Here is a 24,881-nt window from a genome sequence, read left to right on the forward strand (position 1 = left end):
GACTGGCTTAAGCAGATAGGCTATGGGAAGGCTCTTTTAAAACAACACCGACACCTGGGTTCTGCCAGTATGCACCGCTCCTATCCCATTTGCTTTGCGCCCGTCGTAATTCACCGAAATATTCAGGCCATTGCTCAGACGCTGCTGCACGTTTAACGACCAGGTCAGGTTGTTGCCCGGCCGCAGGGCATTCAGGATCTCGTAAGCCACAAAAGTCTGTTGATCGCCGGTAAAATGGATGTTGACGTATTTAACTGTGCCTGCCACCGTGCGCTTACTTACCTGATTTAGCTTGGTCTCCAGACCTAACTCATGAAACACCCCCTCCTGCTGCGCTGCCTCGGCTGGCTGCAGCACATCTTCGCGCACTGCAAACTGGTAAGTTCCCGTAAAGCGCAGCTTCGTGCCTGGCTGGTAGCTTAACTCAGGCGTCAGCTCCCTCGATACGATCCTGAAATTTTTGGAGGTCAGGAAGTTGGAGCGGTTATCGCGCACGTGCTGCCCTACACTCATTCTGGAGCTCAGCACTTCGTTCAGGTTGAGCCTTCCTGCCACCGCGTGGCTCCCCAGGCTCCGGGTTTCGGCTCCGTTGGAGAGCAGCGACTTTTGCTGGTTCTGCTGAAACGTATACTCCAGCCCATACTTCGGGTTGGTGCGGTTATAGTAGAAGGTATTGCGGAGCGACTTTACGAGGGAGATCAGAAATTCATCCTCGAAATTCTCGCTGAAAGGGTTAAAGCGGTTGGTCAGGTCCTCATCGGTGGTCTTTTTATCGATACTTACAAAGGTGAGTACAGAGAAATGAGAGGCCAGCCCTTTCCAGTTTTTCTGGTTATGCCAGCTGCGGGGGGTGGCGCTGTTCAGGCGGTAGGTAAAGCGGTTGGTGTAGGCGTTAATGTATTCATCGGTGGGCAGAAATATTTTGATATAGCGCTGCTGGTCTACAGTCTGCGCCTCCAAGTAATCGTTCAGGTCGTTAAGGTTGCCGCTATCGCGCAGGTAGTGCGTCCCCTGCCCCGGCAGTGTCTCCCTGAAGATAAAGATACGCTTCAGCTCCCGCCCGGTGCCCACCGAGTAACTGAACTCCGAGCGGAAACTGCCATCTAGGAAACTGCCGTTCCAGTCTACCCGCGACTGCACCGTCTCCTCGTCCTGGGCTGTGGCCAACTCCAGCTTCCGGTACGTTACCTGCAGCGCCAGGTCGTTCTCCTGCCCTATCCTGGTCTGCACGGTGCCGTTGTAGGTCTGCCCCACCTCCGGCAGCCCCAGGGTGCCATTTTCGGTGGGGCGCAGGTCAGTGCGGTGGCTGTAGTCGAGCCTGAACTTGGTTTTGGCTGTATCATTGCTCTGCACATACAGCAGGTGCTCGTCAAAGTACATGGCCGAACCTATAATAGCATCTGTGTCCGCTGCCGTAATTTTGTTCTTGTCGAAACGGTACACATAACCTGGCACCAGCCAACGAGAGTTATACTTCACGCCTATATCGCCCCGTACCCAATCCGACTCCCGCTCTCCCTGGGCACTGTTAAGCATAAAGAAGTTGTTCTGCAGGTCTACCCGGCCCAGCCGCTGCACCACATCCAGGTAGTGCTGCATGCCGTTGAGCTGCGCATCACGGTTCCGGTGACTGATGCGGTAGTTAAACCTGTTGTGCTGATCTCTGGTAGCTCCCACCGAGAAGTTCAGTATATGGTCGGCTGCCTTCTGCTCTGCCCCTGTTAAACTCCAGTCGCGGTCAAACTCAATGGGGCGGTAGCGATCTATGGGCAGAAAGTTTTCATCCGTAAACTCATAATTCAGCACACTGTTCAGTTTGTAAGGCCCCAGCAGCGACACCTCTTTCTCCTGTACGGTATAGCCTACCCGCACTGCCTTGCCCTGATCGTCGTGGGCATCGAGTTTGGAGAAGCGGTTCAGGTCGTTTTCTGATACGGCCCCTTCCACAAAGAAATTTACGCCCTTCTGCAGTTCATAAGAAGCCCCCAGGTTAACAAGCTGCTTCTTGCGTGGTGTTGGCAAAATCCGCACCGGCGCATAACTTCCCTGTGGCACCCCATTTACCGGAGCCACCCAGGAATACACACGGCCATTCACTGTAGAATTGGCTGCCACGTAGTCGCCGGCATTAGGCCCTACCTCCGTGAAACGCACGTTATACATAGCCGAGTCTGGGTGGTTGGAATAACGGTAGATCGTGGCAAAGCCCTGCCCATCATTGTATGTGGTATCGCGCCGGGCATACAGTACCTGGTTCGGGTCGAAGGTAACTTCTATTGCACCCGGAATAACGGCCAGGTTCAGGCTGTCGCCAATGCTGGCCAGCATCCGCTTGTCGTCGTCCCGGAGGTCCAGGTTCAGGAGGTTGTTGGGGTTATCGGACTCGTTGTAATAGTTGGCGTACACCTTCATCTTGCCAAAGGTCTGGTAATGGCTCATGTTATAGATGCCCCGGCTATAGTTCATGTCGGAGTACTCGAAGTCTACTTTTATGCGGGTATTTTTGGTGATGACGTGGCGCGTGGTGAAGGTAATTTCCGCCTGGTTGTAGTCGATGGTATAGTCGAAGTCGTAGCCGCGGGCGAGCAGCCTGCCATCCAGGAACACGCGCTCAGAATTGGCCAGCACGATAATGAATCGCTCGTTGTTGGGCCCGCGCAGGCGGTATGGCCCCTGCACCCCCTCCAGCGCCTGTACAGTCTGGGAGGCAAACTTACCTTTAGACACAGAGGCCGCCACCGTGGTAATGCCCTGCCGCTCCGCCGATTTGCCGGTTATGGTCTCAAAAGCGGCCCCCTGCACATTTTTGTAATACTGCAGAAAATAAGAGGGCCGGCTCTGCAGCACCACATCACCGGCCGTGAGCTGCCACTTTTTATGCTTTAGCGTGATGTATACCCGGTCGAACTCCTGGAGCTGCTGTGTATTGCCTTCCGGCTGAAAAGGAATGTTCTGATCTGTGATGGCAGCCGTAATACTGATATCGTCTGTTAGCTTCCCGTCGAGCTGCAGGTTGAGGGCTGAGTTCACAAACACATTTTGCGTATTTCCAAACGAGATGCCTCTCGAAATACTGCCGGTTTTATTCAGACCGGGCGTTTTAAAAATTTCTTCGCGAGTAGTAAAATCCTCCTGGTAAAAATCTTCCTTAAAAGAGCTCACATCCAGCTTGGTAATATCTCTCTTGTAGGCAGGTTTTGTCAGGTTCAGTGCCATCACCCGGAAACAGACCAGCACCGAATCCGGGCTTGCCTCTGCTACGGAATCAGGCGCAGGAAATTTCGTTAGCCTGAACTCGTTGGTGGTGTAGTTGTAATCAAAGTCAAATTGCTCGCTCTTTGGGCCAGCGAAGGTAACAGAAGCGGGGTGTATGGTGAGAGAATCGAGCACAAGGGGGTCTGAGGATACAGGTACCCACTGACAGCGCTTGTTGTTGACTGGTGCCTGCGCCAGTACAGGTAAGCTTAAACTGATAAAAAGAAGTATAAGGTACAGCTGCCTCATATTGGCTGCGCCAGGGGTAACGATATAAAAAATGTAGTGCCTTTATCTTCCTCCGTCTCAAACCAGATACTTCCGCCTGCATTTTCGATTCCCTTTTTCGCCACAGCCAGTCCTATACCCGAACCGGTGTATTTTGTACTGAAGTTTGGAATAAAGACCCTGTTACGGATATCAGCCGGGATACCATTGCCATTGTCTTTGATAGAAATCAATACCTTCTGGTCTGGTTGAATCGCCAGGGATACGCATATCTGTGGTTGCCGGCTAGTGGGCACAGCCTGTATGGCATTTAGCAGCAGGTTATTAAAGCTCCTCACCATCAGGCTTTCATCTGCCAGCACCATCACTGGTTCAGTCGGTATAGTAGTTGTCATCGAGGCGGTGGCTGTGTCGTGGTGCAGGTCTACTGCTCTTCGCAGGGCTTCTGCCACATTCATCAGCTCTGCCTTCGGCTCCGGCATCGACGTAAAATTAGAGAACGACGTGGCTATGTCGCTTAGTATATTTATCTGAGTAATAAGGGTATGCGAAATTTTATCGATCAGCTGTTCGGTGTTCGGCTTTTTCTCGGCAATGGCTTTCTGCAGGTACTGCAGCGACAGCTTCATGGGCGTAAGCGGGTTCTTGATCTCATGCGCCACTTGGCGTGCCATCTCACGCCATGCCGCCTCTTTCTCGCGCATGGCCAGTTCTATCTTGTTCTGCTCCAGTGTCAGCAGCATCCTGTTATACTCTTGTACCAGCATTCCAATTTCGTCAGCGCCCTCGTAAGCCAGCATCTCATTTTTACCGGTCAGGGATGTCTGCTTCAGCTTATTTGCCAACATACGGAGGGGTACAGTTAGTGCCCGGGATGCAAAAAAAGTAAGCACGATAAACATCATAAACATCACGGTAAAGATGTTCATGATGGTCGTGATCAGCTCGATCAGTTTCAGGTCCAGCTGTTTCTCGGAGTTAAAGAACGGGATGCCGATAAAGCCTGCGATCTGATCGGAGTTCTCACCTTCGTGCAGCGGCAGATAAACGGCATTGAAGGTCAGGTTACCGGCTTGCTCATCCAGGAGCACGCGCAGGGCCTGCCGTTCCGAAATGGCCGCAAAAGCTTCCGGGTTTATCAGCTGCGATAGCAGGCCCGCTTCAAAAATCAGGGGTTGGCTGGTAACCAGCAGTCTGCCATGCCGGTTATACACATTTATATCAGCTTCCGAAATAGAGGCGACTTCCATTACATGGCGCAACAGCCAGTTCTTCTGCACCATCAGGTCCCGGCTTAGTACCGTCCTCAGGTTGTGCTGCACGGCCTCTCCCCGCTGCTCATAGGAGCGCATCAGGTCTTTTTGGTATGAGGCGGTAACCAGGCTGGCTGTTACAATGCTCACCAGCAGCAATGGAAGCAATATACCAAAGTTCAGGAAAATCTGAATTTTGGTGCTGAAATTAGGGCTATAGTCCTTAAACCGGTCTCGTTGCAGCAGCAGGAACAGCAGAACAATAACAATGATGCCTGCGGTAAAAAACAGGAATAGGAAAGAGAAGTTAGAGAGCAGTTCCCGGCCCCCATACTGCTCCGTGGTTATAATAAGCACCTGCTCCGGCGATTCCTCATCACGGATGCCCAAATGGTGATGTTCCTCGTGTGTAGTTCCGTTTCTATAAAACTCGCTCCTGTTCAACAGCGATTTGCTGAAGTTGGTGGCATAATCGTAATCTCCTTCGCTGTAACTGAGCTTGCCGCTGTCGTAGAGGGCATAGCTCAGCATGTCGGCTCTGAAAGGCTGATTGTTTTTCTGATCCACCAGCAGCTCCGGTACCACGCTGTTTGGGAGCAGCTTCTTCAGGCTCAGCTGCAGAATAATGGTGCCGCTCTGCCAGTTGTTGATCGGCACCTGAATTACCTTCAGGTAGGTGCGGGTGTTGAACCTTGCCGGGTCCCGAACCAGGAACAGGTCCTTGTACTCCGTCCTGGTCTGAGGGGTATTGTACCTGGCCAGCAGCTCGTGCAGCGTCGGCACTGCACTGTCTGCACTCTCCAGCGCCAGCCCTTGGCTGTCGAACAGCAGCACGCTGGTCTCGTATTTGTCGAAGTAGTCGCGGAGGTACTGTTTGGATATTTTTCGCCTGATAAAATCGGGGTCCACGTAAGGGCCCTTCATTTTCAGTTGAATAAGCGGGTCGGTGGCTATTTTGGCAGCCACGCCATCCAGCAGGTACTCCCCAGCCACATCGTTGTCTGCCAGAATGGTGCGCCCGAACTTTTGCTTGTACTCCTTTAACTCGTTCTGGTAATGGGTGTAAAGCGCTGTAGCGCCTGTTAGGGCACTTATCGAAATTACCAGGAAAACAAACAGGTAGCTGCGATACGGGAAACTTACGGCATGGCGGTACCGTGCCGTAAGCACCACCAGCACCCAAAAACCAGCTCCGGCCACCACCAATCCGCTTAAGAATGGCACCAGCCACAACGACATTATCAACAGGCCCGCTGTAAGCACCCAGAGCACTTTATAAGCCCAGGCCTTCTCTACCTGCTGCAGCAGTACCGACACCACCGTAGCCAGTATAAACGTGAAGACACAGAGCGACATCGTGTGCACAAACATCACTCCGTAAATAATAAACTTATACTTGGTTATATCAAGCGACTGGCTTATGTCCAGCACCAGCGGTGAGTTGTGGTAAATGCCGTAGTAAAACTGATACAACATACCCAGGAGCAGAAACATAGCAACAAAACACGCGGTTATCAGCTGCCTGACCTGCCTCTGTGGCAAGGTTTTCAGTTGCCTTGTTACCTCATTTTTACCGAACAGGTAAGCTGCCGCCCAGGCCAGGAGCCCCAGCATAAGCATATTAATGGCTAAATCGCCTACAGAGGGCGACCAGAACGAAGACGCATACACACTCGGGTCAAAAAGCCCGATCTCTGCCAGGCGAAACGGCAGGTTGAGCACCAGCAGCAGAAAACGGAAGGTTATCAGCAGGATCAACAGCCCGAAAATGCCCTCGTTGTGTTTCCCCCTCCTCAACAGGATCCTGCTCCGGAATGCAGCGAACAGAACGAACAGAAGAACGCCCAAAGAAAAGAGCAACAGTTTGAAAGAATAGGACCCTGCTTCTGCTCTGGCAGCACCAAAATCAAGTGAAAACAGAAACTGATTTTGACTGGTGCTGATATGAGGCAATTGTGGTACCGGCTCCAGCACAAGGGCAGCAGCTGTATTTCCGAATATGCTTTTCTGAAGCCCCGAAGAGAGGTAATCATTACTGATCCGGTAATCAATCTGGAGCGGAATAAAGACCAGAATATCGAAGCCGCCTGCCCGGTGTGGCACGACCACAAAAGCGCCATACGCATTCCGAACAGTAATGGGACTCGTAGTCTTGGGCGGATAATCCAGGTCAGGAATAATGGTATGGTCGGACCAGAAGACCAGCCGGTCTTGTTTATAAACAAACGTGGGGTAGGTCGTCTGTTGAAGCAAGCGCGAAAAAGAAACATCATGCTCTACCAGTTGGTTACCAACATGGCGGGCATCCCGGTTGGCTTCGTCGATGGAGGCCGCTACCCGCTCACTGATTTTCGCCACTACCGACTCGTAATTAGCGGCGGGTTTTGAAGCCAGGAAATTGAAGTGCAGGGCCGCTGTGCCGAAAAAACACAGCAGCGAGGCAATTAATAAAAGAACAGGCGCAATCTTCCGATTCAAAGCAGATCAGTTTATCTACGAAAATAAGTAAAACGAAACAGAAGCACTATTCCTGAACCGGAAATCAGTGCTGCTCGCTATAACTATGCTCGAATTTAGTGCCAGAAAAGAAATGAAGCGTCAGGATACGGGCATACCTGCATGATGAAAGTCCAAACGTAGTACCTTCAGGTTAGTTTCGCCGGGTCACTCAGCGGTGTGTAAAGGGCTGCTTGTATGAATTATTCTAATGAAAAAAGACCTCCGGAGAACTCTGCTGCTACTCCGCCTGCTATGCGACAGGTGTTACCGGCATGCTCTCAGGGGCCGATTAAGAATAGCCTGTTTGGTATCGGGGAAATTATTCTAATAAAAAGGGCCCTCCAGAACATATTTCTGCCGCCCTTATCAGATGCCAGACGCTTTGTCCGAATCTTCAAATAGATAACCTAAGCCCCAGAATGCTCAGGATGAAAAGATGAACAGGAGAGCTACTTGAGAGGATGACTGATTATTCTAATAAAAATGGACCTCCGGAGGCCTTGCGGATGGTGCTGTCGAAATCTGCCAATATGGTTCCTGCTCAGGATGATTCAGGCATTTTTCTTCCGGCTGCTCTTGTACCATAAAAACCCTATGGTGCCTACCAGAAGATACGGAATAGCCATCAGGTACAGAATACCTGTGTTAAGTCCGGAGCCAACATCAGATTCCGGCTCTGAGCTTCCTGTGCCTACATTAGACTCTACCGTGGCCCGGCACATGGCACATTGCCCGTTAACTGTTGTAGACACTAAAGAGAAAGTGAATACTATCCCAACCAACAAAAATATTTTTCGGATTCTATCGCTCATCATCTTCATTTTAAAAGGGTATTTTTACTGTTTTCACGGATGGTCATCAATTATTCTATTGCCGATGCCCCCGGTTATTGCGAGGAAAAAGCCGCTCCTGTTACCTTAGTTTGAGCCGGTAAGAGCTTGCCACTCAAGCACCACATTAGCTACAGCCCAGGTCGTTACCTACTGTTGCCATACGTAATATGGCGAGATCAGGACATATACCAGCACACCCGTTATAGCCACATACAACCAGATCGGGAAGGTCCAGCGGGAAATACGCCTGTGCTTTGCCCGCTGATCTGTAATTCCAAAATATACCGAAAGCAGTACCAATGGCACGATCACAACGGCTAACACGATGTGCGTAAGCAGTATGAAATAGTAAAATATTTTGAGAAATCCATCGCCGCCATAAATGGTCCGTTCTCCCAGAAAGTGATAGGTAACGTACGAAACCAGGAATACGGCCGACAAACCAAAAGCAGTAAGCATAGCAGCCCTGTGGTTTAGAATCCGGCCTCGCTTTATGTTGACGTAACCAATTACGAGCGTAATGGCCGTAAGGGAGTTCAGAATGGCATGGAAAGTAGGCAGAAAAGAAACATCAGCCTTTGCTCCTCCTTCTTTCGGCATAAAGAACAGCATGGCCACCACTACCGGAATGAGCACAGATAAGATGGCAATAAGAATCAGAAACTTTTTGTCTTTCTGCGTGCCCAGATTACTTGCTTTTACTGTATTCATCCAACAGAACGTTTATTTCAATGATCAATCTATCCACATCCTCCCGATCTGTGCCGTCGTATATGCCACGCACACGCCTGTTTTTATCAACAAGCAGAAACTTTTCGCTATGAATAAAGTCCTGCTGGCCGGCCACCTGCTGTACTGGCAGGTAAAACCCCTTTTCAGCCAGAGTATAAATCTCCTGACGGTCGCCGGTCAGGAAAAACCATTTTTCAGAATCTGCCCCATACATGGCCGCATATTCCTGCAATACTTCTACCGAGTCATGCTCGGGGTTTACGGTAAACGATACCAGTTTCACATCCGGCACATCCTGGAACCTCTCCTGCACACGCGTCATCTGCGACGACATTTTTTTGCAGACATCAGGGCAGGAAGCAAAGAAGAAGTTTGCTACATACATACTGCCATCCAGATCTTCCGCGCTAATGGCCTGTCCCTCCTGCGAGGTCAGTGCAAACGGCGGAATCTGCTTAAAAACCGTATCACCGGCAGCATCTACTATTATTTCTCCTTGCTCATCGACTTCCGGGAAATAATGTTTCAAGGTAAAATGGTGCTCACCAAAAGTACCTATAAATAAAAAAACAAGAACAGGCACTAATAGTAGGAGACCTAATATTAGTGCCTTTACAGGATTCATAATAATGGATTAGTTAAAATAATTTTTTACAGATTCAAAATAGTAGCTTCCTTCAGAAATAAGGGCCACCATAAGCCAAATTACAAGCGCCATCGGGATTAGGATTGACCATATCAAAGCTTTTGATTCGTGCTTTAAGTGCATGAACTCCGCCACAATATAGAACGCTTTAAAGATGGTGAGAATAATAAAAATAGCGTTTCGGAGAGTACCGGCATCCATCGTGAAGGCAAACAAGAACTCTACCGCAGTTAGCGCTACCAGTATGAAGAAGGTTTTCCAGATGACTTTTGTCTGCGGCTTCGGAATATCTCCAGCCTGGTCAAAATCGTTAGAATGATCAGCATGCATTGCCATAACTTTCAGTATCTATATTTTTAAACGACTAAAAAGTCTATTTATTGAATTATCGTCTTTATATGTAATCAGATCAGGTAGAAGAATGTGAACACGAATACCCACACCAAATCTACAAAGTGCCAGTACAGGCCAACTTTTTCTACCATTTCGTAATGACCACGCTTATGGTATACGCCATTAACCGTGTTAATAAAGATCATGATCAGCATGATAAAGCCCGAGAACACGTGCAAGCCATGGAAACCTGTAATAAAGAAAAACAGGTCAGCGAACAAAGGCGGGCCGTATTGGTTTACTGTCAGGTTAGCTCCAATAATCTGGGTACCGTCCGAAAGGGTCATCCCGATGCCGTCGCCGGCAATAAAGTGAGCCCATTCCCATGCCTGGCAGCCCAGGAAAGTAGCACCAAACAAAATTGTCCAAAGCAACCATTTCTGCACGTCGTTTTTATCCATTCTATGTCCTGCCTCCACGGCTAGCACCATGGTTACGGAGCTAAGAATCAGGATCATGGTCATTAAGGCTACGAAGGCAAGCGGCAGGTCCATGCCATGAAGACCAGGAAAGGCGTTGTATACTTTTTCCGGTATTGGCCACCATTCCGTTGAAAATGTAAAATTCTCAGGGTCGCCCGTATAAGGCAGGTGGCTATGACGTGTAAGGCCGTAAACTATCAGAAAGGCACCAAACGTAAATGCATCTGACAGCAGGAAAAACCACATCATGAGTTTCCCATAGCTCGCTTTTAAGGGCTCGTTGCCACCGTCCCATGTACCCGAATTTGGTGCTTCCAGCGTAGTTGAAGTAGACATATTGATATAATATAAACGTGTTTAGTTAAATATTCTTAAAAATATATATAAATATAGCCAAAGTCCCCCTAAAAAGTGCCAGTAGACTGTACATAACTGTATACGCAGCATACTTTTAGAGTGCACCTTAAATTTAAAGCTGGCCCTGAGCACTATTAACAGGAACACAAGACCCGTAATTAAGTGAAAACCATGTACCCCCGTTAGTACATACATAAATGAACCTGCAGGGTTACTTTCGGAGCCTCCAAAAAATACATTATTATTCACCAGGTCGCCCCAGGCATTAAGCTGGCCAAACAGAAAAGCGAGGCCAAGACCAATAGTGAGCAGCAACATAATTTTAACCAATGGCAGGTTATTTTTGCTGGCAGCATTATGCGCCAGTTGCATAGACACACTGCTCAGCAAAATGATTGCTGTGTTTATAAGAAAGGCGGCAGGCAGATCAAACTCTAACCAGTTGCCTTCTGATCGTCTTACAATGTAGGCGCTTGTAAAAGCTGCAAACATCATAATTATACTAATAATAATCAACCACAGTGAGAATTTAAGCGGATGCACCCCGGTCGGGGTATTCTCTTCATCTAATTTATTAGCTACCATCATTACGTTACACTTTATCCAACACAAAAGCTATCTGCACGATAGGCAGATATAAAAAAGATCCAAACATAATGCTCATGGCCGCTTTTTTAGAGCAAGTGCGCATCAGATAAAATGTCTGGGCAAGAAAAAGCACACCACAAACAACTGCCACCAGAGCAGAGGTAGCACCTGTCATTCCGAACTGCAAAGGCAATAGACTGAGCGGAATAAGTACGAGCGTGTAAATCATGATCTGGATAGCAGTCTTAAGATTTTTTCCACCCGACATGGGCAGCATCTTAAATCCGGCTTTCTTGTAGTCATCATCCAATACCCAGGCAATGGCCCAAAAATGCGGAAACTGCCAGATAAACTGTATCCCGAATAAGATCCAGGCCTCTACTCCCAGTATGCCCGTTGCTGCAGCCCAACCAATCAGGGGTGGCAGCCCACCGGGAATGGCCCCTATGAAAACACATATAGGACTTATGCGTTTCATCGGTGTATAAACGAACCCGTACAGGACCAGAGATAAGAGCGAGAGCAGGGCAGCTAAGGGATTAAACACAAACCACAGAATACTTAGCCCAACAAGCCCGATAATTGCTCCAAATACAGCGGCCTCCATAACGCTGAGATTGCCGGTTGGCAGTGGGCGCTTGGCAGTGCGCTTCATCAGTTTATCCAGGTCTTTCTCCAGGATCTGGTTAATGATATTGGCCGCGCCTGTCACCAATAAGCCGGCCATAAACACCAGTGCCACATGCAGATACGAGGTATCCATCCTGCCAAGAATAAAACCTATAGCACTGGAGAAAGCAACTACAAAACTTAATCTGAACTTTAATAGCTTAAAGTACTCTGTTGCTTTATTTGTCATGAATAAACCGGACAATACCAGATTTGATTTCTGTGCGTACATTATCTAACTGCTACTATTGCCTTCTTTGCTGCCCCTTTAGAGGCATAATTGTAAAAAATAATCATCCAAAACTGAATACCGAATAAAATGGTAGCCAAGGTAAGATGTAAAGGCTGCATAAACGGCGGAATTGCCAGGTATGCCATTAAAATGCCTATTACTATCTCTGCCCCCAGGATTACCAGCATCCAGTTACACAGCATTCTCATCGCATCGTTTTTCAGGGTGTAGAGCTCATAGGTGACCCAAAGGTTTAGGGCCAGCAAAACAATGGAAAACGACCGGTGCACATAAAAAGAATTACCAAGCTGCTCAATCCAGCTTTCACGGTTGGTACCGTTTAGCGTAAAAGCGATTACATCAATATCTTCCCGAACCTGTGTACCTATCAGAACCTGCACAAATGTAAGGGCCGTAACACAAATGAGCAAAGCATTGATCTTTCCGGAAAACCTGAATTGCCGGCTGAAAGAATCGATCTGAGACCTGATAAGCGCATATTCCAGCAGAGCAATCAATACGAGCGCCAGTGCCATATGGATAGTGACTGTAACAGGCAGCAAATTGGTTGATACTACGATAGAACCCAACCAACCCTGAATTCCGACCAGGATGAGACTTGCAAAAGCTAAAACAAAGACTACTTTATCTTTCTTTAAATAAGGGATTGCAAAAATGACCGTTAAAAATATGAAAATCCCGATCAACACCCCTACAAGCCTGTTTATATATTCGATCCAGGTTTTTGTAACATTGAACTCCGTCTCTATGTACTGACTTGGATGCGAGAATATTTTAGCAGATAATTCCTCGAAACCTATCTTATCCAGAGAGGCGGCCAACTTCTTGTTTTTATCGATCCGCTTCTGTTTATAAACCTCCAGATAATTATCAGGAAGTTGGCTAATATCAGTCGGAGGAACCCAACTGCCAAAGCACTTGGGCCAGTCTGGGCACCCCATACCTGAACCCGTGCTTCGCACGATTCCTCCGACTAATATCAGAAAGTACACAGCAATAACTGTAAGTACTCCTATTCTTCTAAACCTTTTTTCAGGAAAAGATTTATTTGTCATTAATGATAAGCTATTCTAAGTCTTTCTCATGTGGCAGGTTTGAAGACTGCGTTTGTGAGTATGGCACTGTTTGTGGAATATAATCTTCCGGAGCACCTGGTTTGCTATAATCATATGGCCATCTGTAAACCGCAGGAATTTCACCTGGCCAGTTGCCATGTCCTGGCAACGGAGGAGTAGTCCACTCTAATGTATTAGAATGCCATGGGTTCATGGAGGCACGACGCCCTCTGAAGATGCTGTAAATAAAATTGAACAGGAAGATAAACTGGGCACCAAAACCAATGATAGCAGCAATACTGATAAAGACGTTCATATCACTGAACATGCTGAACGAGTCGAAGGTTGTCCATGAATAGTATCTTCTTGGGAAACCAGCTATACCCAGGTAGTGCATTGGCATAAATACCAGGTAAACAGACACAAACGTTAACCAGAAGTGAACATATCCCAGCTTTTCATCCATCATTCGGCCGAACATCTTCGGGAACCAGTGATAGACCCCTGTAAACATACCAAAGAAAGCAGCAGCACCCATCACAAGGTGGAAGTGAGCGATTACGAAATATGTATCGTGCAGGTGTATGTCAAGTGAAGAGTTCCCCAGGATAATGCCAGTTAAGCCACCAGAGATAAACAAGGAAACAAAACCTATGGAGAACATCATGGCTGCAGTAAACCGGATATTGCCTCTCCAAAGAGTCGCCAGCCAGTTAAACACTTTAACTGCGGATGGAACGGCAATAATAAGTGTCAGGAACATGAATACCGAACCAAGGAAAGGGTTCATGCCTGTTACGAACATATGGTGCGCCCATACTACAAAAGACAGCAATGCAATACCTAAAAGGGAACCAATCATGGCACGGTAACCGAAAATCGGCTTACGAGCATTGGTACTGATTACTTCTGACACCATACCAAAGCTTGGCAGGATCACGATATAAACCTCTGGGTGACCCAGGAACCAGAACAAGTGCTGGAACAGAATAGGAGACCCACCGGTATTTGCCAAAGCCTCACCTGCTATGTAAATATCAGACAGGTAAAAACTAGTACCGAAACTTCTGTCGAATATCAGCAACAGAGCCGCTGAAAAAAGAACAGGGAAAGAAAGTAAACCTAGAACGGCTGTCAGGAAGAATGACCAGATGGTAAGCGGCATTTTTGTCATTGACATACCTTTGGTCCGCAGGTTAATAACAGTAGTAATGTAGTTAACCCCTCCCAGCAGCTGCGAAATAATGAACAAGGCCATTGCAATCAGCCACAAGGTCATACCTGATTTAGAACCTTCGATAGCCTGTGGCAAGGCACTCAGCGGAGGATATACGGTCCAACCTCCACCTGCAGGCCCTGAATCTAGAAACAGGGAGATAAACAGAATCACACTGGCTATGAAAAAGAACCAGAACGACAGCATGTTCATAAACCCGGATGCCATATCGCGGGCGCCAATTTGCAAAGGTATCAGGAAGTTGAAAAACGTTCCGCTCAACCCAGCAGTAAGCACGAAGAACACCATTATGGTACCATGCATGGTAACCATTGCCAGGTAGAACTCCGGATTAAGCTTGCCGTTTTCGATCCAGCCCCCAAGTATGGGCTCCAGAAATGTAAAAGTAGCATCAGGCCACCCTAACTGCAGGCGAAACAGAATAGACAGGAAGCCGCCTATAAAAGCCCACAGAATTCCCATAAACAGGAACTGCTTACCAATTACTTTATGATCCTGGCTAAAGATATACTTCTCAAAGAAATTTTGATCGTGATGATGATCATGCTCTTCGTGGACATGATGCACATCTTTTTGAATGGAAATATCTGCACTAGACATAGTCAAACGTATTTAAATGCTACAACTCTGATTTTACTTCCTCTGCTTTCTCAGCCTCTTTGCTCAATACAAGCTGATCTTGTGAAGGAGAAGAAAACTTCGCTAAGATATCGGGGTTCTGTTCCACAAAAGATTTCTGCTGCGCCAACCACTCCTCATAATCTTCCTCCTCGTCTACTACAACTATAAAGCGCATGGCAAAATGGCCACGTCCACAAATCTCAGTACAGGCAAGCTCATAATTGAAATCCGGGTTGCCTGTCTCATTCCGCATCTCGGCCGTGGTTTTTGTTGGCACAAACCAGAATTTGGTAGGCATTCCAGGCACGGCATCCATCTTAAGACGGAAATGCGGCATGAAAACACTGTGAATCACATCGCGTGCTCTAATTTTAAGAAGCACCGGCTTTCCTTTCGGAACATGGAGCTGCATGGGCATAAAATCATCATGTGCATTCGGATCATTGAAATCTATGCCTAACTCATTTACAGCGTCAATCAGTCTATAATCGGCCACACCCAGTTTGCCGTCGGCTCCAGGGTACCGTACAATCCAGTTGAATTGTTTTCCTACCACTTCCACTACCACAGCATCCTGTGGAGCTTCGCTTGTGATGTTGGTCCAGGTTTTCCAGCCGGCAAACACCAGCAGGGCCATAACAACAGCCGGAATAAGTGTCCACACAATTTCAATTTTATTATTGTGCGGGTAATAATACGCTCTTTTATTGTCCTGGTGCTGATACTTATACGAGTATACAAACAGTAAAATCTGCGTTATCACAAATACGATTCCGATAACGACCATGGTAGTCCAGAAGAGGCTGTCTGTCCACTCTCCATGGACAGAGGCCAGCGGCTGGTTCATTTCGTCCCATGCATCCGCGAAAGACCAGAAAAAGGCTGCGCCTCCAACAAAGAGGAACAGTAATAAGAGGGCACTATTTACTCTATTACTAGTTTTAGTAGTACCTACCGCACGCTGGCTCGACCCTCTGAAAATAGAGGCCAGTGTGCCGATCCTGAAAAGCAGGAACAGGACTATGATTAATAAAAGAATGGATAAACCTATGGCGAACGTAATCATTATATAACGCTTTTAGAATGATCTCTATACATGATGGTGAATACTCTCCTCCAGGAATGGATGGTTAACAGGCACAAGAGATGCCTTGGCAAGGCCTTTTGTAAATGTTAACAAAAACACACCCAGGAACACAAGTGCTGTACCTACTTCAATGAAGCCAAACCCGGCATCTCCGCGCATTGTTCCAGGCATCATCATAAGGTAGAAGTCCAACCAATGGCCAAACAGAATGGCGATTGTAACAAGTTTCAGCATAATCATCTGACGTTTCGCGTCTCTTGTCATGAGCACCAGAAACGGAAATGCAAAATTAATGATGAGGTTGGCAAAGAAAATCCCTAAGTATTTACCTTCATAGCCACCCAGACGCTCTGTAAAATAGATCACTTCTTCAGGCATGTTGGCATACCAGTACAGCATGAATTGCGAGAACCAGATATATGTCCAGAAAATGGAGAAGGCAAAGCAGAATTTCCCTAAGTCATGCAGGTGGTTTGCATTTACCATCTTAAGATAACCATTCTGCTTCAGTATGATAACTGCTAAGGTAATGGCCGCTAAACCGGATACCCACCAGCTAGCAAAAACGTACCAGCCAAACATGGTGCTGAACCAGTGCGTATCTATAGAGAGTACCCAGTCCCAGGCAGACATAGAAGATGTTACGCCAAACACTACCAGGAACATAGCCGAGATACGGATACTCTTGTGGTAGTAGCTGGTGCCACCTTGCAAATCTTCAGCAACAGAGTTTCTTCTCAGCCAATTGAAGAACAGGATCCAAAGTCCGAAATAAACGACCATTCTTACCAGGAAGAACCCAAAGTTCAGGTATGACTTTTTCCCGGCAATAATCGGGTCATACTTCGGGTTGTTGATATCATACAGGTAATCATGCGTCCAGTGAAAAATATCATGCCCGCCGAGCAGGAACACGATCAGCATAACGGCACCACCAATAGGCAGGTAATAACCCAATGCTTCCGGAATTCTTTTGATCAAGACTGACCAGCCTGCATAGGCCACATACTGCACGGTCACAAAGAAAACCCCGATCAGGGCTATTCCTGTAAAATACACGTTATTGAGCCACAGGTTAATATAAAGCCTTTTTGTCCATGTGGCAGGCTCATGGGCTACAGCTCCGCCATGAGCAGCAGCATCAACAGCATGGTGGTCTTCTCCCCATCCCAGTGCCATGGCAACTATACCTACTATAAGTAAAACAACACCTATAGCTATCATTAAGAAAAACTTGTTATTTGTCTTCCTCGAAATGATGAGTCTTTCTTCTGTCATTATCCTTTTAAAATTATGCCTTAGACGTTAGTTATTAGAGGTGGTGCCAGTTGCAGAGTTTTCTGGGGTGGCCTCATTTGCCTCCTGCTGTGCCTGCTCATCAGCAACAGTCACACCGGTTTCCCCTTTCTGGAGTTGCTGTACAAACATCACAATCTTCCAGCGTTCTGTCGGGTTTACCTGCGTATCATGCGGACGCATACGTCCTCTGCCATTTGTGATAACGTGGTAAATGTGTCCTGCAGGAAGCGAAGCTACACGGCCGGCAGTATAAGAAGGAACACCTTTAAACTTCTGTCCGACTAATCCTTGTCCATCTCCCGACTCACCATGACAAGGGGAGCAGAAGCGGGAATAGAGAATTTTACCTTCTGCCAGATTTGCTGAAGTGTAAGGCAGTGGATTCTTCAATTCTACCCCTGCTACTTCCGCCTCGTCCGAAGAGAGGTACATGGTATATCCCATTTTGCCTCTGGCAACCGTTCCCTCGGCAGGTTCCCGCATGTTCAGCCCTCCTGGGTTGTAAATATTGGTCTTGATCTGGGTGTATGGTTCCAGGGGCACAGCGTCGTACATATCAGGAGCATATTCTACTCCCGGGTCTTGCTCATTCTTACAAGCCACTAGGGCTGTCGCCGCAAAAAACAGGACAGAAACTTTTAATCCTTTGGTAGATAAACTTTTCATTATTTCAGCACCTCCTTCTGGTTAACTTCGATTGCACCGTTGGTCCGAAGCAGGTTATTTAAAGCAGCTATGTCTGTAACACCGTCTTTTACTTCGATTGCCATTACAAACTTATCATCTGTGGATCTCTTGTCGAAAACAGGCACTTTTGTGGAAGGCTTCAGTTTAGTGACAATAAAAAAGGTAATCACCATTCCATGTGCGGCAAAGAGAACTGTAAGCTCAAACGTAACCGGAATAAAAGCAGGAAGCGCAATATGAGGCTTTCCTCCTATGATCATGGGCCAGTCGAAACCAAGCATCCAGATCTGCATCCAGAGCGCGAAAGAGCACCCAAACAGCCCAAAAAAGAAGGCAGCTATTGGCAGACGCGATCTCTTAATACCTAATACATCATCTATGCCATGTATAGGAAAGGGAGAGAAGACTTCATATATTTTGGTACCTGCAGCCCGTACGTTTTCGATGGCCGTCAGGAGGACATCTTCATCATCGTAGATACCTAGAACAAACTTTTTATTCATTGCTATGAGATGTATTAGAGTTAGAATCCTTTGGAGTGCCGTGCATCGTATTTGCATGAGGCTTTACCTCTGAAGATGACTTCAGGATGGCTTTCACCTCGGCCATGTTTATTACCGGGAAGTACTTGGCAAAGAGCAGGAATAAGGTAAAGAACAACCCTATCGTACCTACATACACGCCTACATCGATAATTGTTGGAGAGAACATTGCCCATGAAGACGGCAGGTAATCGCGGTGAAGTGAGGTCACGATAATTACGAAACGCTCGAACCACATACCAATGTTCACGAAGATTGTGATGATGAAAGTGGCAGTAAGGCTTCTGCGGATGCTTCGGAACCAGAACAGCTGCGGCGTGATAACGTTACAGGTCATCATAGACCAGTAAGCCCACCAGTAAGGGCCGGTTGCACGGTTAATGAACGCGTACTGCTCATACTCTACCTGGGAGTACCAGGCAATGAAGAACTCAGTGATATAGGCCACCCCTACAATAGAACCAGTCAGGATGATTACCTTGTTCATCGACTCAATGTGCTCCAACGTGATGTAATCCTCCAACTTGAACACCTTGCGTGTAATAATCATCAGGGTTAACACCATGGCGAAGCCTGAGAAAATGGCACCAGCCACAAAGTATGGAGGGAAAATGGTGGTGTGCCAGCCTGGGATTACGGATGTTGCAAAGTCGAAAGATACGATGGTGTGCACAGAAAGTACAAGTGGGGTAGCTAAACCGGCCAGGATCAGGGAAACTGTTTCGTAACGCGACCAGGCTTTAGCGGAGCCAGTCCAGCCGAAAGAAAGGAAGGCATAAGCTCTTCTTGCAATAGGACCTGTGGCACGGTCGCGAATGGTAGCGAAATCGGGAATAAGACCTATGTACCAGAACACCAATGATACGGAGAAGTAGGTAGAGATCGCAAAAACGTCCCAGAGAAGTGGCGAGTTGAAGTTAACCCAAAGCGAACCATAAGTGTTTGGCAGAGGAAGCACCCAAAGTGCCATCCAAGGACGGCCCATGTGCAGAACTGGGAACATGGCCGCGCAAATTACCGCGAATATGGTCATCGCCTCGGCGGCACGGTTGATAGAGGTTCTCCATTTCTGGCGGAACAGCAAAAGAATAGCTGAAATAAGCGTACCGGCGTGGCCAATACCTACCCACCACACAAAGTTGGTGATATCCCATGCCCATCCTACTGTTTTATTAAGGCCCCACTCCCCTATTCCATACCAAAGGGTGCGGTAAACAGAGTAACAAAAAATAGCAAAACCTACCAGGGCAACAGCCAAGGCAATGGCCCAACGCATGTTGGGCTTCGCCTCCACCTGTCTGCAGACATCTTCAGTGATGTCGTGGTATGTTTTCCCCCCCGTTACAAGAGGCTCTCTTATCGGAGATACATGCTGCATAACGCTATCTAAGTTTATTTTAAGCTAAATTTCTAATTTTAGTCAGGTAAGTTACGTTTGGCTGAACGTTGATTTCTTCCAGCACATGGAATGCACGCTCGCCCTCTTCTTTGGCCAGCACTTGTGCAATGCGGCTCTCTGGGTCCAGCATATCACCAAAGATGATCGCATCGGTTGGGCAGGACTGTGCGCAAGCCGTAACGATTTCGCCATCTTTTGGCCTTCTGTTCTCACGTTTTGCCTCAAGTTTACCAAGCTGCACACGCTGAACACAGAAGGAGCATTTCTCCATAACACCTCTTGAACGCACCACTACATCCGGGTTTAACACCATCTTGCCAAGGTCGTTGTTCATGTTGTAGTCGAACTTATCGTTGTTGGCATAAGCAAACCAGTTGAAACGACGCACTTTGTACGGGCAGTTGTTAGCGCAATAGCGGGTTCCTACGCAACGGTTATAAGCCATCTGGTTGATACCTTCAGAGCTGTGCATGGTAGCGGCCACAGGGCAAACCGTCTCGCATGGAGCGTGGTTACAGTGCTGGCACATCATCGGCTGGAAGATAACGGTTGGGTTATCAGCCGGGTGCTCCATTTCGGCATAGTCTTTTGGCTCATGCTCTTTGGCGCTGTAGTACCGGTCGATACGCATCCAGTGCATTTCCCGACGGTTAATTACCTCTGCCTTGCCTACTACCGGAATATTGTTCTCGATATTGCAGCTCAACGTACAGGCACCACAACCGATACAAGAGTTAAGGTCCACCACCATACCCCAGTGGTGATTCTTGTATTCATAATCATCCCAAAGCGAAATAGTGGCTGGCTTAACCGGACCATCATGCGTCGCAATGCGAATATATTTGGTAACTGTTTTCGGGTCTTTCTGATAGTTGGCCAGCGTGTTCTCCTGCACAACCAAACGATCCATAATGGTATGATGCGTCTGCATCTGCGCAATAGGAGACGTAGCATCTGTCTTCTCCAGTTTTACAACACTGCTATAGCTCACGCTATTGTTGGCAACTGTTGTAATCGGGAAGGCATTGGCACCCAAACCTTTTACTACAGGCATAGATTCCAGATCGCGTCCGTAGCCCATGGCGATACCAACTGTACCTGGTGCCTGGCCTGGCTGAATAAGCGCCGGAGCCTCGATGGTTTTGCCATTAGCCGTGGTTACTCTCAGCACGTCGCCCTGCACCACTTTCATTTCCTCGGCCATTATGCGAGGCATGGCCACATAATTACCCCACGTGGCTTTTGTAATAGGGTCGCCAGCTTCCTGCAGGTAGGGGTTATTTACTTCATAGCCGGGTCCAATCTGTACTTTCTCGTATACTACCGCTTCAATTCCGCTTCCGCCAGCTCTGCTGCCCGCAGCACTTGCGGCAGATGCGGCAGTAAGCGTATTAGCAACTGGGCTTACCTTTAGCATGGAAGCTCCTGTCTCCAAAACGCCGTCATGCACGGCTTTATCCCAGAAAACATTAAAATCACCTGAAGCTACTTTTCTCCAGTTGTTTCTGATATAATCGTAGAAGGTGGTGGTGTTGCCGCTCCAGGTCAGCAAGCTGTCCTGCATCTGGCGCGTGGTGAAGATCGGCCTGATCACAGGCTGTGCCAGGCTCAGGAAGCCTCTCTTCGGCTCATAGTCGTTCCATGACTCAAGGTAGTTATTGTCTGGGGTCACAAAATCAACTAATGCAGCTGTTTCGTCTACGCGCTCTGCAAAAGAAACCTTCAGGCCTACTTTGGCTAATCCGCTCTTAACCCTGTCGGCCAGCGGATGGTCGTAGGCAGGGTTAGCGTTATAGAAGAACACGGCTCCAATGGTACCGGCATTCAGATCTTCGATAAAACGTAGCATTTGGGCATCGTTACCCTGCTTTACAAAGTAAGGAGCAGCCGTGTCTATGGTGGTTCCCTCGGCACCTAAGGCCTGGTTGAGGGCGGCTACCATGGTTTGAACAGCTGGGTCGTTGGAGCCAGACACTACAAGCGCTTTGCCTTTGTTAGCGTTCAGGTCTCTTACGGCGGCAGCAAAAGCTTTGCTGTCCACGTTAGCCGGAGCGCTTCCACCCTGGCCGGTGATGCTGTTATATAGGGCAGAAACCAGAGCAGCTTCCTGCGATGGCTTAATAGGCACGCGGATATCAGCGTTGGCACCTGTAAGAGAAAGTATTGTCTCGAACTGGTAGTGGCGCGACATGACAGCCTTCTCTTTTGTGATCTTGCGGTTCTGGATGTATTGTTTCGCAAATGGAGTGGGAGCAATCCAGGAACCGAGGAAATCGGCTCCTACGCTCACAATGATATTGGCTTTGCTGAAGTCGTATCCGGGGATGGTTCCGCCGTTGGCAGCAAGCAGGGCCGACGCAGAGTTGGCATCGTAAGTTACGTGCTCAAAGCTTCCGAATCTCGATCCGAATTCATCAATCAACTGTTTTGTAGAAGGGCTGGCAACGGTAGAAGAAACAAGCACTACTTTGCCGCTTACGCCATTCAGGGCTGCTGTGATTTCACGGTCCACATCCTCCCACTTGGCTTCTTTGCCTTTGAGGAGCGGTGTGCGGAGCCTGTTGTTATCGTACAGGTTTAAAACAGATGCCTGCGCCCTTGGGCTTGTTCCAAGCGGTGTTACAGAAGACATCGGATTTGGCTCAATCTTAATCGGGCGGCCTTCGCGCGTCTTGATCAGGATGCTGTTGTAATCGCCGTGGGAGAAGTAGGTAGAGGCGTACCAGTTGGCAACGCCCGGCTCTACATCAACCGGCTTGTTCAGGTAAGGAATTGCTTTCCTTACCGGGGCCTCACAGGAAGCCAGGGTGGCGGCGGCCAGGCCAAATCCTAGAAGCTTTAAGAAATCTCTTCTTGGCGCAGTCACCTGCGAAGACTTGCTGTCGCCTGGGGTTTCATTTAACGGCAGGAATTCTGGAAACTCATTATGAGCATGCTTGGCGAACTCCGGAGTGTTTTCTAACTCCTCAATTCCTTTCCAGTATTTAATTCTGTCTTGCATAATATATCTAGAGAACTCGGATACTTATATAATTAGATGAATTTGATTAATAGTGACACTTGGAACATTCTGTGCCACCATTAGACGCCACAGTAAAAGCTCCCTTAGATGAGGCCTCATGCAGCTTCACCAGGTTGTCGTAATAGCCGTTTCCTTTTGTATTCAGAGGGGTTTCGCGGTGACAGTCGATGCACCAGCCCATGGTTAGAGGAGCATACTGGTACACTACATCCATTTCCTGGATAGGTCCGTGGCAGGTCTGGCACTCTACGCCGGCCACCTGCGTGTGCTGGGCGTGATTAAAATAAGCGAGGTCTGGCAGGTTGTGGATACGAACCCACTCGATTGGCTTGTTGCGCTCCAGGGCGCGGTAAATTTTCTGGATCTCCTGCGACTCAGTTTTGATCTGGCTATGGCAGTTCATACAGATGTTGGCAGAAGGGATACTGGCGTTTTTGCTCTCGTACACTGTAGTGTGGCAGTAATTACAGTTAATCTCATGCTCTCCGGCGTGTAGGGCGTGCGAGAAGGCAATTGGCTGACGTGGCTGGTAACCTTGCTGAATACCGATGCCCATGGCTTTGTCAAGCCCAAGATCAATGAGCACTACCACAAAGATCAGCGCTACAATAGTACGAACTGCACTAGATTTATAAACTTTGGAGAAGTCGAAGCGCTGGTTTACGATTTCATGATCGTACTCATCCAACTGCTTGTTCTTGTTCAGGTAGTTCTTCAGGATGGAACTGATCAGCAACAGGGTTACCACCAGCACGATGAGCACTACAATCAGCACCACCAGAATAATATCCAGGTAGCCGCCAATGGCACCAATGGCCTGGTCGCCAATAGGTTGAGAACCATCTGCTGCTGCAGCAGTCGCGGTCCCTCCGGCAGGAGCGGCATCTACGCCAGACTCCACGTAGGCTATAATAGACTTTACCTCATCGTCGGAGAAAGCGAAAGAAGGCATGGCCTGCTTGTTGTACTGCTCATATACGGCTATGGCATCTGCATCGCCTGACTGGATCAGGGCCTGCGAGTTTTTTATCCAGCTAATTAACCATGCCTCATTACGCCTTTGGCTCATACCCTGCAAACCAGGACCAACCACAACTTCGCTTCCGGCTGAGTGACAGGCCGCACAGTTGTTTCTGAACAGCGCCTGACCTGCGGAGATAACGGCCGGATCAGCACCTGCTCCGGGTTCAGAAGCAGCGGCTGTAGCCTCCGGTTCCACTCCCTTTGTAGCTACGTTTGCCGGGTCGCTAGCCTGTGCCCAAGCTCCAAAAGAAGCAGTTACAGCAAACAGAAGGGCAATAAGAAATTTGTGTTTTGCTTTAAGTATACAGCTAATCATAGCCAAGATAACTTGTTTAGTAGATGGTGAAAATACTTATGGGCACAAATCTACTATGGGAATTCCATTAATCAAATATAAATAACTGTATTTTTCCCCTACTCTCCGGAACACATGTATTCCGTCATTGCTTCTTTAACAATCTTTTTATAAATCTGAAACAACCGTTTTTATTTATACAAATTCTAAATAACACTTGGATGAATGATCTTTACCGCCTTAAAAAACAGACATAAATCACTTTTCAGCGTATTTTATCAGCCTCTAAAACCGCGGGCAGAATACCCCCTGTACTTAAAATTGTATTTTTCGAAGTTTACCCACCTTTTAGCGCCCGGTTTCTATGACGTTTTCATTTCACGGTTTTGCATCCTTATTTCTTAACCTGTTGTGGCCACATTTATATTAACTGAGCGAAGCTATTTTTTTCGCCTTCCCGCTGCCCCTCAATGACCCGATTTTATC

Annotated in this window: 18 protein-coding genes; all 18 read right to left on the bottom strand. The window is 47.8% G+C overall.

Translation table 11 applies throughout. The features are described 5' to 3' along the window. Nucleotides 1–36: 36 nt before the first annotated feature. The 18 genes from FJM74_RS06500 to FJM74_RS06585 all read right to left on the bottom strand — a co-directional run bounded on the left by FJM74_RS06500 (nucleotide 37) and on the right by FJM74_RS06585 (nucleotide 24,416). Nucleotides 37–3,504 (bottom strand): hypothetical protein, encoded by a 3,468-nt coding sequence (locus tag FJM74_RS06500; protein WP_187261761.1) that lies wholly within the window; start codon nucleotides 3,502–3,504, stop codon nucleotides 37–39. Then, nucleotides 3,501–7,214, bottom strand: coding sequence for a sensor histidine kinase (locus FJM74_RS06505; RefSeq protein ID WP_241738971.1), 3,714 nt, complete (start codon nucleotides 7,212–7,214; stop codon nucleotides 3,501–3,503). The genes FJM74_RS06500 and FJM74_RS06505 overlap by 4 nt, the downstream gene beginning before the upstream one ends. A gap of 572 nt (nucleotides 7,215–7,786) precedes the next feature. Then, nucleotides 7,787–7,987: a hypothetical protein gene (locus FJM74_RS06510; RefSeq protein ID WP_241738981.1), complete on the bottom strand. Its 201-nt coding sequence runs from the start codon at nucleotides 7,985–7,987 to the stop codon at nucleotides 7,787–7,789. Between the two features lie 228 nt (nucleotides 7,988–8,215). Then, the gene (locus FJM74_RS06515) at nucleotides 8,216–8,779 is read right to left on the bottom strand and encodes a DUF420 domain-containing protein (RefSeq protein WP_187261763.1); all 564 of its coding nucleotides are present in this window, start codon (nucleotides 8,777–8,779) and stop codon (nucleotides 8,216–8,218) included. Then, on the bottom strand, nucleotides 8,757–9,329 hold the full coding sequence (locus FJM74_RS06520; RefSeq protein WP_241738972.1) for an SCO family protein: 573 nt from the start codon (nucleotides 9,327–9,329) through the stop codon (nucleotides 8,757–8,759). Before FJM74_RS06520 ends, FJM74_RS06515 begins: the two co-directional genes overlap by 23 nt. A 105-nt stretch (nucleotides 9,330–9,434) precedes the next feature. Continuing rightward, nucleotides 9,435–9,782, bottom strand: coding sequence for a cytochrome C oxidase subunit IV family protein (locus tag FJM74_RS06525; protein WP_187261765.1), 348 nt, complete (start codon nucleotides 9,780–9,782; stop codon nucleotides 9,435–9,437). Between the two features lie 68 nt (nucleotides 9,783–9,850). Next, complete coding sequence (locus FJM74_RS06530; protein ID WP_187261766.1) at nucleotides 9,851–10,597, bottom strand: cytochrome c oxidase subunit 3; 747 nt, start codon at nucleotides 10,595–10,597, stop codon at nucleotides 9,851–9,853. Between the two features lie 21 nt (nucleotides 10,598–10,618). Continuing rightward, nucleotides 10,619–11,203 (bottom strand): cytochrome c oxidase subunit 3, encoded by a 585-nt coding sequence (locus tag FJM74_RS06535; RefSeq protein WP_187261836.1) that lies wholly within the window; start codon nucleotides 11,201–11,203, stop codon nucleotides 10,619–10,621. Nucleotides 11,204–11,210: 7 nt separating this feature from the next. Beyond that, entirely contained in the window at nucleotides 11,211–12,065 is an 855-nt protein-coding gene (gene cyoE, locus FJM74_RS06540) for a heme o synthase (RefSeq protein WP_241738973.1), read from the bottom strand. Nucleotides 12,066–12,106: 41 nt separating this feature from the next. Then, nucleotides 12,107–13,183 (bottom strand): COX15/CtaA family protein, encoded by a 1,077-nt coding sequence (locus FJM74_RS06545; RefSeq protein WP_187261768.1) that lies wholly within the window; start codon nucleotides 13,181–13,183, stop codon nucleotides 12,107–12,109. Between the two features lie 10 nt (nucleotides 13,184–13,193). Further along, nucleotides 13,194–15,020, bottom strand: coding sequence for a cytochrome c oxidase subunit I (locus FJM74_RS06550; protein ID WP_187261769.1), 1,827 nt, complete (start codon nucleotides 15,018–15,020; stop codon nucleotides 13,194–13,196). A 19-nt stretch (nucleotides 15,021–15,039) separates the two neighbouring features. Continuing rightward, a complete protein-coding gene (locus FJM74_RS06555) occupies nucleotides 15,040–16,107 on the bottom strand; it encodes a cytochrome c oxidase subunit II (protein WP_187261770.1) in 1,068 nt (355 codons plus the stop codon). A gap of 24 nt (nucleotides 16,108–16,131) precedes the next feature. Next, a complete protein-coding gene (locus FJM74_RS06560) occupies nucleotides 16,132–17,406 on the bottom strand; it encodes a quinol:cytochrome C oxidoreductase (RefSeq protein WP_187261771.1) in 1,275 nt (424 codons plus the stop codon). A gap of 27 nt (nucleotides 17,407–17,433) precedes the next feature. Further along, on the bottom strand, nucleotides 17,434–18,093 hold the full coding sequence (locus tag FJM74_RS06565; RefSeq protein WP_187261772.1) for a c-type cytochrome: 660 nt from the start codon (nucleotides 18,091–18,093) through the stop codon (nucleotides 17,434–17,436). Beyond that, nucleotides 18,093–18,617, bottom strand: coding sequence for a DUF3341 domain-containing protein (locus tag FJM74_RS06570; protein WP_187261773.1), 525 nt, complete (start codon nucleotides 18,615–18,617; stop codon nucleotides 18,093–18,095). The genes FJM74_RS06565 and FJM74_RS06570 overlap by 1 nt, the downstream gene beginning before the upstream one ends. Further along, on the bottom strand, nucleotides 18,610–20,034 hold the full coding sequence (nrfD, locus tag FJM74_RS06575; RefSeq protein ID WP_187261774.1) for an NrfD/PsrC family molybdoenzyme membrane anchor subunit: 1,425 nt from the start codon (nucleotides 20,032–20,034) through the stop codon (nucleotides 18,610–18,612). Before nrfD ends, FJM74_RS06570 begins: the two co-directional genes overlap by 8 nt. 19 nt (nucleotides 20,035–20,053) lie before the next feature. Then, complete coding sequence (locus FJM74_RS06580) at nucleotides 20,054–23,056, bottom strand: TAT-variant-translocated molybdopterin oxidoreductase (RefSeq protein WP_187261775.1); 3,003 nt, start codon at nucleotides 23,054–23,056, stop codon at nucleotides 20,054–20,056. 46 nt (nucleotides 23,057–23,102) lie between these two features. Next, complete coding sequence (locus tag FJM74_RS06585; RefSeq protein ID WP_187261776.1) at nucleotides 23,103–24,416, bottom strand: c-type cytochrome; 1,314 nt, start codon at nucleotides 24,414–24,416, stop codon at nucleotides 23,103–23,105. Nucleotides 24,417–24,881: the final 465 nt, after the last annotated feature.

The sequence above is a fragment of the Pontibacter beigongshangensis genome, from assembly GCF_014332515.1.
Taxonomy (GTDB): domain Bacteria; phylum Bacteroidota; class Bacteroidia; order Cytophagales; family Hymenobacteraceae; genus Pontibacter; species Pontibacter beigongshangensis.

What these genes read in the sequence shown, in the direction of transcription:
- FJM74_RS06570 (WP_187261773.1), bottom strand. Translation starts at nt 18,617, where the DNA reads ATGAATAAAAAGTTTGTTCTAGGTATCTACGATGATGAAGATGTCCTC.
- cyoE (WP_241738973.1), bottom strand. Translation starts at nt 12,065, where the DNA reads ATGACAAATAAAGCAACAGAGTACTTTAAGCTATTAAAGTTCAGATTA.
- FJM74_RS06585 (WP_187261776.1), bottom strand. Translation starts at nt 24,416, where the DNA reads ATGATTAGCTGTATACTTAAAGCAAAACACAAATTTCTTATTGCCCTT.
- FJM74_RS06515 (WP_187261763.1), bottom strand. Translation starts at nt 8,779, where the DNA reads ATGAATACAGTAAAAGCAAGTAATCTGGGCACGCAGAAAGACAAAAAG.
- FJM74_RS06545 (WP_187261768.1), bottom strand. Translation starts at nt 13,183, where the DNA reads ATGACAAATAAATCTTTTCCTGAAAAAAGGTTTAGAAGAATAGGAGTA.
- FJM74_RS06565 (WP_187261772.1), bottom strand. Translation starts at nt 18,093, where the DNA reads ATGAAAAGTTTATCTACCAAAGGATTAAAAGTTTCTGTCCTGTTTTTT.
- FJM74_RS06555 (WP_187261770.1), bottom strand. Translation starts at nt 16,107, where the DNA reads ATGATTACGTTCGCCATAGGTTTATCCATTCTTTTATTAATCATAGTC.
- FJM74_RS06550 (WP_187261769.1), bottom strand. Translation starts at nt 15,020, where the DNA reads ATGTCTAGTGCAGATATTTCCATTCAAAAAGATGTGCATCATGTCCAC.
- FJM74_RS06530 (WP_187261766.1), bottom strand. Translation starts at nt 10,597, where the DNA reads ATGTCTACTTCAACTACGCTGGAAGCACCAAATTCGGGTACATGGGAC.
- FJM74_RS06525 (WP_187261765.1), bottom strand. Translation starts at nt 9,782, where the DNA reads ATGGCAATGCATGCTGATCATTCTAACGATTTTGACCAGGCTGGAGAT.
- FJM74_RS06535 (WP_187261836.1), bottom strand. Translation starts at nt 11,203, where the DNA reads ATGGTAGCTAATAAATTAGATGAAGAGAATACCCCGACCGGGGTGCAT.
- nrfD (WP_187261774.1), bottom strand. Translation starts at nt 20,034, where the DNA reads ATGCAGCATGTATCTCCGATAAGAGAGCCTCTTGTAACGGGGGGGAAA.
- FJM74_RS06560 (WP_187261771.1), bottom strand. Translation starts at nt 17,406, where the DNA reads ATGACAGAAGAAAGACTCATCATTTCGAGGAAGACAAATAACAAGTTT.
- FJM74_RS06580 (WP_187261775.1), bottom strand. Translation starts at nt 23,056, where the DNA reads ATGCAAGACAGAATTAAATACTGGAAAGGAATTGAGGAGTTAGAAAAC.
- FJM74_RS06500 (WP_187261761.1), bottom strand. Translation starts at nt 3,504, where the DNA reads ATGAGGCAGCTGTACCTTATACTTCTTTTTATCAGTTTAAGCTTACCT.